This is a genomic window from Kitasatospora sp. NPDC127067, assembly GCF_042724755.1.
Taxonomy (GTDB): domain Bacteria; phylum Actinomycetota; class Actinomycetes; order Streptomycetales; family Streptomycetaceae; genus Kitasatospora; species Kitasatospora lactacystinica.
In genome coordinates, this window is record NZ_JBHXEM010000113.1 from 20,739 (window position 1) to 29,298 (window position 8,560).

The following is an 8,560-nucleotide window of genomic DNA, read 5'->3' on the forward strand; positions in this document are numbered from 1 at the left end:
TACGCGGCCGTTCGGCGTCCGGCGGCCGTCAGGCGTGCGGGAGCGGGAGCTCGAACCAGACGACCTTGCCCACCGCCTTGCGGGCGGTGCCCCAGCGTTCGGCGAGCTTGGTGACCAGGGTGAGGCCGCGACCGGTCTCGCCGAGCTGCTCGGCCGGCTCCAGCGAGGGCAGGTTGTGGTTGTCGTCGCTGACCTCGACGAGCAGTTTGTCCACCCGGATCAGCTGGAGCTTCACGGTGTCCCGGGCGACCCGGACGGCGTTCGTCACCAGTTCGCTGACCAGCAGTTCGGTGGTGTCGCTGAGCGCCTCCAGGTGCCAGCCGGCCAGCTGCTCGCGCACCAGCGAGCGGGCCCGGCCGACCTCGCGGTGGTCCACGGTGAGGTCCCAGGTGGCCACCTCGGACGGGGCGACCCCGTCGAAGCGGGCCACCAGCAGGGCGACGTCGTCCTTGCGGTCGTCCGAGTGCAGCCGGCGCAGCACCTCGTCGCAGGCCTGCTCGGGGCTCTGCCGGGGGTCGATCAGGTTGCCGCAGAGCGCGGCCAGGCCGGCCCCTATGTCCCCGCCCCGGACCTCGACCAGGCCGTCGGTGCAGAGCACCAGCATCGAGCCGTCCGAGACGTCGATGGTCTTGGCGACGAACGGCACCCCGCCGACGCCGATCGGCGCGCCGGCCGGGATCTCCAGCAGCTCGCCGCTGCCGTCCGGGTGCACCAGGACCGGCGGGACGTGGCCGGCGCTGGCCAGCTCGCAGGTCCGGTTGATCGGGTCGTAGACCGCGTACAGGCAGGTCGCGAGGTGGTCGTCGCCGAGCTTGTGGGCCAGGTTGTCCAGGTGGCGCAGCAGCTGGCCGGGCGGCAGGTCCAGGGCGGCGAGGGTCTGCATGGCGGTGCGGAAGCGGCCCATCGCGGCCGCCGAGTGCAGGCCGTGGCCCATCACGTCGCCGACCACCAGGGCGACCCGGCTGCCGGGCAGCTGGATCGCGTCGAACCAGTCGCCGCCGACCTCGGCCTTGGGGTCGCCGGGCAGGTAGCGGTGGGCGATCTGCACGCCGGGGATCTGCGGCGGTCGGGTCGGGATCATCGAGCGCTGCAGGGTGGTGGCGACCCGCGCCTCGGCGCGGTGCAGCCGGGCGTTGTCCAGCGACAGCGCGGCGCGGGCGGCCAGCTCCTTGAAGGTCGCGGCGTCGCCCTCGTCGAAGGGGGCGCGGTCCGGCAGCCGCAGCAGCTTGAGGATGCCGAGCACGGTGCCGCGGGCGGAGAGCGGGACGACCAGCATCGAGCGGCCGGTGACCACCGGGGCCAGCCGGGCGCCGCCGAGCGCGATCGCGTAGTCGACCGCCACGTCCGGGCTGACCACCGGGACCAGCACCGGCTGGTTCAGCTGCAGGGCCATCCCGGGCGGGGTGCGGCGGGGCATGCTGACCAGCGAGCCCTCGGAGAGCACGTGGTCCCAGGCGCCGCCGGTCTCGTTGTAGACCAGGGCGACCCGGCGCAGCATGGTGTCGTCGTCCGGGCGGGCGGCGGGCAGCTCGGAGTCCGAGATCAGCCCGTCCACCAGGTCCACGCAGGCGAAGTCGGCGATCCGGGGGACCAGCACCTGGCACAGCTCGTGGGCGGTGAAGCCGAGGTCCAGCGTGGTGCCGACCTTGCCGCCGACCTCGTTCAGCAGGGCCAGCTGTTCGCCGGCCTGACCGTTGGTGAGGAAGGGGCCGAGCCGTCCGGCGGGCAGGCCCTCCCCGGCCGCCGGCGCGGGGACCGGGACGGTGGCGGGCGTGGCCTGGTCGGTGCGCGGCAACGGGTGGCCGTTGGCGGGGGGTTCGACGGCGGTGTGCTCGATGGCGGGGGCTCCTGCGGTGGGCGGGGGCGCCTCCCGGCCGGAGGCGGGGGGAGGGACGGGCGGGCCGCCCGCCGCGGCGCCCGCGACGGCGGCCACCGGCCGGACGGCGGAGGGGACGGCTGCCGGGGCGGAGGGGCGTTCGGCGGCCTCGCGCTGGACGGGCAGCGGGCCGGGCGGCCGGCGGCCGGGCGCGCCCTGTTCGGGCTGCGGCGGCGGGCCGACCCGGGCGGCGCGCTGCTGGGGCGTCGGGTAGCGGCGGCCGAGGCCGGCGGCCGCGTGCGCCGTACCGGTCTGCGCGTCGGCGGGCAGCACCGGCAGCACGGTGGCCGGGTCCAGCCGCAGGGCGGGCAGTCCGCCCCGGTCCAGCGCGGCCAGCAGCGCCGCGCGGTGGCCGGCGGGCAGCAGCCGGGCCAGTGGCTCGGGCACCGGCCGGCCGGCCGGGGTGAGCGCCGCGGTCAGGGTGTGGAAGCCGCCCCGGGCGCCGGGCGCGGAGGCGAAGGGGAGCAGCCGCTCGCCGAGCGCGAGCCGCGGCCCGGTGGAGCGCAGCGGGCGGGCGTCGGCGGCCAGCGCCAGCAGTCCGCCGACCGGGCCGGGCAGCGGGTAGGCCCACCAGAGCACGTCGCGCTGGTGCTCCTCGCGGTCGGTGACGGTCAGCCGGCCGGTCCAGGGGCGGCCGTCGGCGGTCCGCTCGGCGAGGGTGTCGAACGCGTCGCAGGGGCGGCGGACGGAGCAGCGTTCGCGCGCCCGGGGTTCCAGGGCGGGCAGCAGGCCGGAGGCCGGGCGGTCGTGGGCGACCTCGGCGCGGTGGCCGAAGAGTTCCTCGGCGGCCCGGCCCCACTGGGCGATCCGGCCGGACCGGTCGACCAGGACGGGGACGAGCCGGACCAGGGCGGCCACACCCGTCGGGTGGTCGCCCGGCGCGGTTCCGTCGCCCGCCGGCCGCGGTGTGGAGTTGGACTCGGCCACCATGGATTCGCTCTGCTCCCGCCTGGCCGCCGCGCCCGGGGGCGGCCGTCGCTCCGGAGGAAGGCACGCTGTGCGGATACCAGCGAAGCACGGACCGGGCCGGACTCGACACCGAAACGGGGAGATTCCTCAGGATCGGTTGCGTGTCGTGTGCCGCACGCCGGTTCGTGCCCCCGGTTCACCCGGACGGGGCCCGCGACCACGGCGGTAGGGTGGCAGGCCGGACCGCCCGTACGGGTGGCCCGCAGGACGCAGCCGGCCGGACGAGACAGAGGCGACAAGTGAGCGCGCAGAGCCCCGCCCGCTGGACGGACCCGGAGCAGCAGGCACTGGAGGAGCGGGTCGCCGCCGCCGAGCTCGCCTGGCTCAGCATGGACGTGGACGTCCAGACGCTGCGGGTCGAGATCGACAACTTCGCGCTGATCCACCACCAGCTGCTCGGCCCGCTGTACGCCCGGCTGGACGAACTGGACGCGCTGGTCGCCGAGGCCGTCGCGGCCCGCACCGGCCGGCCGGAGGACCTGCGCCGGGCCGCCGAGGCGCGGCAGCAGGTCGAGGACCTGCCGGACCTGGACGCGCTCTTCGACTCGGTGCGGGAGCAGTCCGGCCAGGACGGGGAGGCGGCCCCGCCGCCCGCCGCACCGGAGCGGGTGCGGCCCGGCAAGGACGCCCAGCGGATCTACCGCGAGCTGGTCCGCCGCGCCCACCCCGACCTGACCACCGACCCGGCCGAGCAGCAGCGCCGGGCCGCCTTCCTGGCCCGGGTCAACGAGGCCTACGCGTACGGGGACGCGACCGCTCTGGGGGCCCTGGCCGCCGAGTGGTCCACCGCGCCGCAGGCCGCGCCCGCCGTCGACGCGCCCGACCGTGCGGACTGGCTGCGCCGCCGGCTGGACTGGCTGACCGCCAAGATCACCGAGACCGCCACCGAGCAGGTCCGGCTGGAGCAGACCCCGATGGGCCAGCTGCTCGCCCTGGCCCCGCAGGACCCGGACCGGCTGCTGGAACAGCTCGCCGAGGAACTGCTGGCCAAGGCCGCCGAACGGCGGACCGAGCTGGAACGGCTGCTCGGCGGCCCGGCTCCGGCGGACGGCCCGGCCTCCGGCGGCCGGGGCACGGCGCCGGTGGGCGACAATGACACGCATCCCCGCGAATCCCAGGAGAGCCACACGATGTTCCCGCAGATCCCCTCCGCCGACGCCGCCGCCGTGCCCGCCGACGCCGCCCTGCTGGACGTGCGCGAGCAGGACGAGTGGGACGCCGGCCACGTCGACGGCGCGCTGCACATCCCGATCGGCGAGGTGATCGCCCGCCTCGGCGAGCTGCCGGAGGAGAAGCTGTACGTGCTCTGCCGGGTCGGCGGCCGCTCCGCTCAGGTCGTCCAGTACCTGGTGCAGCAGGGCCGGGACGCGGTGAACGTGGACGGCGGGATGCACGCCTGGCAGGGTGCGGGCCGTCCGATGGTGAGCAGCACCGGCCAGGAGGCCTTCGTCCTCTGACGGCCCGGCACCCGCCGTCCGTGCCGTGCGGCAGGATGGGCGCGCGCGAGCGCGCCGGCACCGGGCCGGTGGCGCCCGCCGACCGGTCGGGGGAGGCCATGACCGAGACGACGGACCGGCCGGCTGCCGGGAGGACCTGGTCCAGGCCCGCGCAGCTGGTCCTCGGCTTCGCCGGGTCGGTGCTGGCCGGCGGCACCGGGCTGTTCCTCGCCGCGGTGTTCCTGCACGTCGCGCCCGCCAACTCGGTGTCCCGGCAGTACCGGGACGAACTCGACGGCGTGGTGTACCCGGAGTTCGAGCAGAACTGGAAGCTGTTCGCGCCCAACCCGCTCCAGCAGAACGTGAGCGTGGACGCCCGGATCCGCACCGCCGCGCCCGACGGGTCCACCCGCACCCACGACTGGACCGGGCTGACCGCCCAGGACGTCGCCGCGATACGGGGCAACCCGGCGCCCAGCCACGTCGAGCAGAACCTGCTGCGCCGGGCGTGGGACTTCTACGACGGCTCGCACAACCCGCAGGACGAGACCCCGGCCTCCCCGCGCGGCAGGCTCGCCGAGCAGTACCTCAAGCGGATCGCCCTGCAACGGATCGGCCGGGAGGCGGACGGCGGGCGGGTCGTGGAGATCCAGTTCCGGTCGACCGCGGCCACCGTCCCGCCGCCGTCCTGGAGCGGCGAGCCCGCGCCGGCGGCGCCCCGGGTGCGGGAGCTGCCGTGGTGGCCGGTGACGGACGAGGACTACCGGGGGCTGCTCGGATGAACGAGGCGACGGTGCGGGCCGCCGCACCGGGAGGGGCGGCACCGGGCGGCGGGGTGCCCCGGCAGACCGGGGCCGCGCGGCCGGTGGAGTCCGGGGCGGCGGGGGCGGCACGCGGGCCGCGGGCACCGCTCGGGCGGGCCGCCGAGGCGTTCACCGGACGGGCGCTCGGCCGCCACCAGGCGGCGGTGGTGCGGATCGGCTTCGGGCTGGTCTGGCTGGCCTACCTGCTGCGCGAGTGGCCGCACCGGCGGGTGCTGTACGGCGACCTCTCCCCCTGGTCGGCGGAGCTGGCCGAACGGCTGCTGGCCGACAACGGGGCGTTCACCGTGCTGCCCTGGTTCGGCGGCCGGCTCTGGTCCGAGCTGGTCTACCACCTGGCCGTGCTGGCCGCCCTGGCCGTGCTGCTGGGCTGGCGGACCAGGGCGAGCACGGTGCTGTTCCTGGTCACCGTGCTGTCCCTGCAGAACCGCGACGTCTTCCTCGGCGACGGCGGTGACAACGTCGTCCACCTGATGGCGGTCTACCTGGTCTTCACCCGCTGCGCCGAGGTCTGGTCGCTGGACGCCCGGCGCCGAGGAACCGGGCGGACCGGAGTGGTGCTCTGGGCGGTGCTCGGAGCCGTCCTGGCGGCCTGTCAGTTCGGCGGCTTCGCCGGGGACACCCTGACCTGGACCGACCAGGCCTTCCCGTACCTCGGCTGGTCCCCGTTGTTCTGGGCGCTCTGGACGGCGGCCGGGCTCTGGTGGACGCTCGGCCGGCTGCGGCCGGACGGCGAGCCGCGGGCGGTGCTCGACGCGCTGGCGAACATGGTGCACAACTGCGCGATGCTGGTGATCGCCGTCGAAGTGGTGCTGATCTACGCCACGGCCGGCTGGTACAAGGTGCAGGGCTCGCGCTGGCAGGACGGCACCGCGCTGTACTACCCGCTGCACCTGGACTACTTCACGCCCTGGCCGGGGCTGTCCGCGCTGGTCGGCTCGGCGCTGCTGCCGGTCTTCCTGATCTCCTACGGCACCGTGATCCTCCAGGTGGCGTTCCCGTTCACGCTGCTCAACCGGCGGGTCAAGAACGGCCTGCTGGCCGTCATGATGCTGGAGCACGCGGGGATCGCGGTCGTGCTCGGGCTGCCGGTCTTCTCACTCGCGATGATCGCGGCGGACGCGGTGTTCCTGCCGACCGGGGCACTGCTGTGGGCGGCGGCGCGGCTGAGCCGGATCCGGCGGAGGTATCCGGCCTAGGATGTCGCTATGTCCTGGTTCGCCGCACTTCGTGACACCGCGCGGACCGGGCTCACCCTGGACCGGGCGCTCACCGACCCCAAGCGGGCGGTGCGCGGGGCCGTCGCGGTGGCGCTGGTGCTCTTCCCCACCCTCGCGCTCGGCGGGGTCGCGCTCGCCACCTCGGCCGCGATGGGCGCGTTCATCGCCGGCTCGGCCACCTTCCAGCGCAGCTTCCGGCCCCGGGCCAGCCTCGCCGTCGCCGCCGGGGCCGGACTCGGCATCAGCACCTTCCTCGGCTACCTGGCCGCCGGCGTCCCCGGGCTGTTCCCGGTGCTGCTCGCGGTGTGGGCCTTCGGTGCCGGACTGGCCTGGGCGATCGGGCCCACCGCCGGAGTGGTCGCCACCAACACCGTCTCGGTGATGCTGATCGTCGTGCAACTCCCGGTCAGCACGGTCACCGCGCTCGGCCACGGGCTCGTCGCCGCCCTGGGCGGAGTCGCCCAGGCCACCGTCATCACCGTCTGGCCGATCGGCAGCTGGACCGCCCAACGGGAGGCCCTCGCCGACACCTACGCCGAACTCGCCGACTACGCACGGCGGTTGCGACAGGACCCGACCGCGCACGTCGACCCGGAGCCGTTCATGACGGCCCGCCACGCCGCCGCCCTCACCCCCTGGCAGGACCGCCACCGGCCACCCGAGCTGCGCGGACTGCGCGGCATCGCCGAGCGCATCCGGCCCACCCTCGCCGCACTCGCCGACCCCAAGGTGGGCGCCCCCGAAGAAGGGCCGGGACGGGACCGGGCCCGGGAAGTGCTGGCCGCCGCCGCCGAGGTCATGGACGCCCTCGCCCGGGCGATCCGCACCGGTGACCCCGTCCGGCTCCCCCGCTCCGCGCCCTCGCTCACCCTGGTCGGCTCCGACGACGGGCCGCGGCTCCAGGGCGCGGCCCGGCGCTCCGCCCGGCGGCTCGGCGGGCTGCTGCGGAAGGCCGCGGACACCCTGGACCGCAACGACGAGGACACCATCACCACCCCCGTCGTCGGGGCCGGCGGGGCGCTGCGCAAGCCCACCATCGCCCGGATGCTGCCGGTCGCGGCACGGGCCGTGCGGCGGCAGCTGCACCCGCGCTCGGCGATCTTCCAACACGCCGTCCGGCTCGCCGGAGTGGTCACCGTCTCCTACCTGCTGGCCCGGCTCGCCGGATTCCACCACGGGTACTGGGCGCCGATGACCGCCGCGATGGTGATGCGGCCGGACTTCGCCCAGACCTACAGCCGGGGCGTCGCCCGGCTGGCCGGAACGGTGGTCGGAGTCGCCGTCTCGACGCTCGTGGTGCAGCTCGCCCACCCCGGGCAATGGGTGCTGGCCGCGCTGGCGGTGATCTGCATCGGCGGGTCGTACCTGGCGTTCCGCACCGGGTACGCGCTCACCACGGTCGGGATCTCCACGTACGTGGTGTTCCTGCTCGGACTGCAGGAGGGCAACCCGCTGGTGACGGCCTTCGAACGGGTCGGTCTCACCCTGCTCGGCGGATCGATCGCACTCGTCACGTACGCGCTCTTCCCGACCTGGCAGACCGCCCGGCTCGGCGAACGGCTCGCCGAATGGCTGGCGGCCGCCGGACGGTACGCGGCGGCGGTGATCGCCTGCTACGAGGAGCCGGCGGCGCCGCGCGGGCGGGTGGTGCGCAGCGCACTGCTGGACTCCCGGGAGGCGCGCTCCGAACTGTTCCAGGCGATGCAGCGGGCCGACGCCGAACCGGGGCGGCACGAATCCGGGCTGGCCGGGGTGAGTCGACGCCAGATCGACCGGGCCCGGGCAGCGGTCGGGGCCCTCGGGCGGGCGGCGGTGCTGCTGGAGGCCCACCTGCCGGCGGGGGACGCGGAGCCGGTGCCGGGGGCGGGGGCGTACGCGGAGGAGCTGCGGCTGACGACGGCGCTCGCGGCGGGGGCGATGCTGACGGGGCGGACGGTGGAGTTCGGGGCGGTGCGGGACGCCCAGGTGTGGTTGGAGGAGGGGCTGGCGGGGGCGCCGGCGGGGGTGCAGCGGGATGTGGTGAGGGCGGGGACCCGGTTGGTGGGGCAGGCTCTGCGGGATTTGGAGCGGGCTTTGCGGGGGTCTTCTGTGGGGGAGGGCTCTCGGGAGGGTGGTTCTCGGGAGGGTGGCTCTCGGGAGGGTGGCTCTCGGGAGGGTGGGGGGCCGGGGGCGGCTCCGGGGGTGGGTGCTCCGGGGGCTGGATGATTTTCAGACTGCCCACTCCGAGGGGTGGGGCGT

General features: G+C 75.9%; 5 protein-coding genes. 4 read left to right on the forward strand and 1 reads right to left on the reverse strand.

What is annotated here, in order from left to right:
* Positions 1 to 28: 28 nt before the first annotated feature.
* Positions 29 to 2,806: a SpoIIE family protein phosphatase gene (locus ACFWJ4_RS32360; protein ID WP_380550414.1), complete on the reverse strand. Its 2,778-nt coding sequence runs from the start codon at positions 2,804 to 2,806 to the stop codon at positions 29 to 31.
* Between the two features lie 278 nt (positions 2,807 to 3,084).
* Here ACFWJ4_RS32360 and ACFWJ4_RS32365 point away from each other — a divergent pair, with 278 nt between their 5' ends.
* The 4 genes from ACFWJ4_RS32365 to ACFWJ4_RS32380 all read left to right on the forward strand — a co-directional run bounded on the left by ACFWJ4_RS32365 (position 3,085) and on the right by ACFWJ4_RS32380 (position 8,527).
* A complete protein-coding gene (locus ACFWJ4_RS32365) occupies positions 3,085 to 4,302 on the forward strand; it encodes a rhodanese-like domain-containing protein (RefSeq protein ID WP_380550417.1) in 1,218 nt (405 codons plus the stop codon).
* A 98-nt stretch (positions 4,303 to 4,400) separates the two neighbouring features.
* Positions 4,401 to 5,063, forward strand: a complete 663-nt coding sequence (locus ACFWJ4_RS32370; RefSeq protein WP_380550420.1) for a DUF5819 family protein — start codon at positions 4,401 to 4,403, stop codon at positions 5,061 to 5,063.
* Complete coding sequence (locus ACFWJ4_RS32375) at positions 5,060 to 6,301, forward strand: HTTM domain-containing protein (protein ID WP_380550422.1); 1,242 nt, start codon at positions 5,060 to 5,062, stop codon at positions 6,299 to 6,301. Before ACFWJ4_RS32370 ends, ACFWJ4_RS32375 begins: the two co-directional genes overlap by 4 nt.
* A gap of 9 nt (positions 6,302 to 6,310) precedes the next feature.
* Complete coding sequence (locus tag ACFWJ4_RS32380) at positions 6,311 to 8,527, forward strand: FUSC family protein (RefSeq protein WP_380550425.1); 2,217 nt, start codon at positions 6,311 to 6,313, stop codon at positions 8,525 to 8,527.
* Positions 8,528 to 8,560: the final 33 nt, after the last annotated feature.

Excerpts from the sequence above, each read along its gene's own strand:
- ACFWJ4_RS32380 (WP_380550425.1), top strand. The coding sequence starts at position 6,311 with ATGTCCTGGTTCGCCGCACTTCGTGACACCGCGCGGACCGGGCTCACC.
- ACFWJ4_RS32375 (WP_380550422.1), top strand. The coding sequence starts at position 5,060 with ATGAACGAGGCGACGGTGCGGGCCGCCGCACCGGGAGGGGCGGCACCG.
- ACFWJ4_RS32370 (WP_380550420.1), top strand. The coding sequence starts at position 4,401 with ATGACCGAGACGACGGACCGGCCGGCTGCCGGGAGGACCTGGTCCAGG.
- ACFWJ4_RS32360 (WP_380550414.1), bottom strand. The coding sequence starts at position 2,806 with ATGGTGGCCGAGTCCAACTCCACACCGCGGCCGGCGGGCGACGGAACC.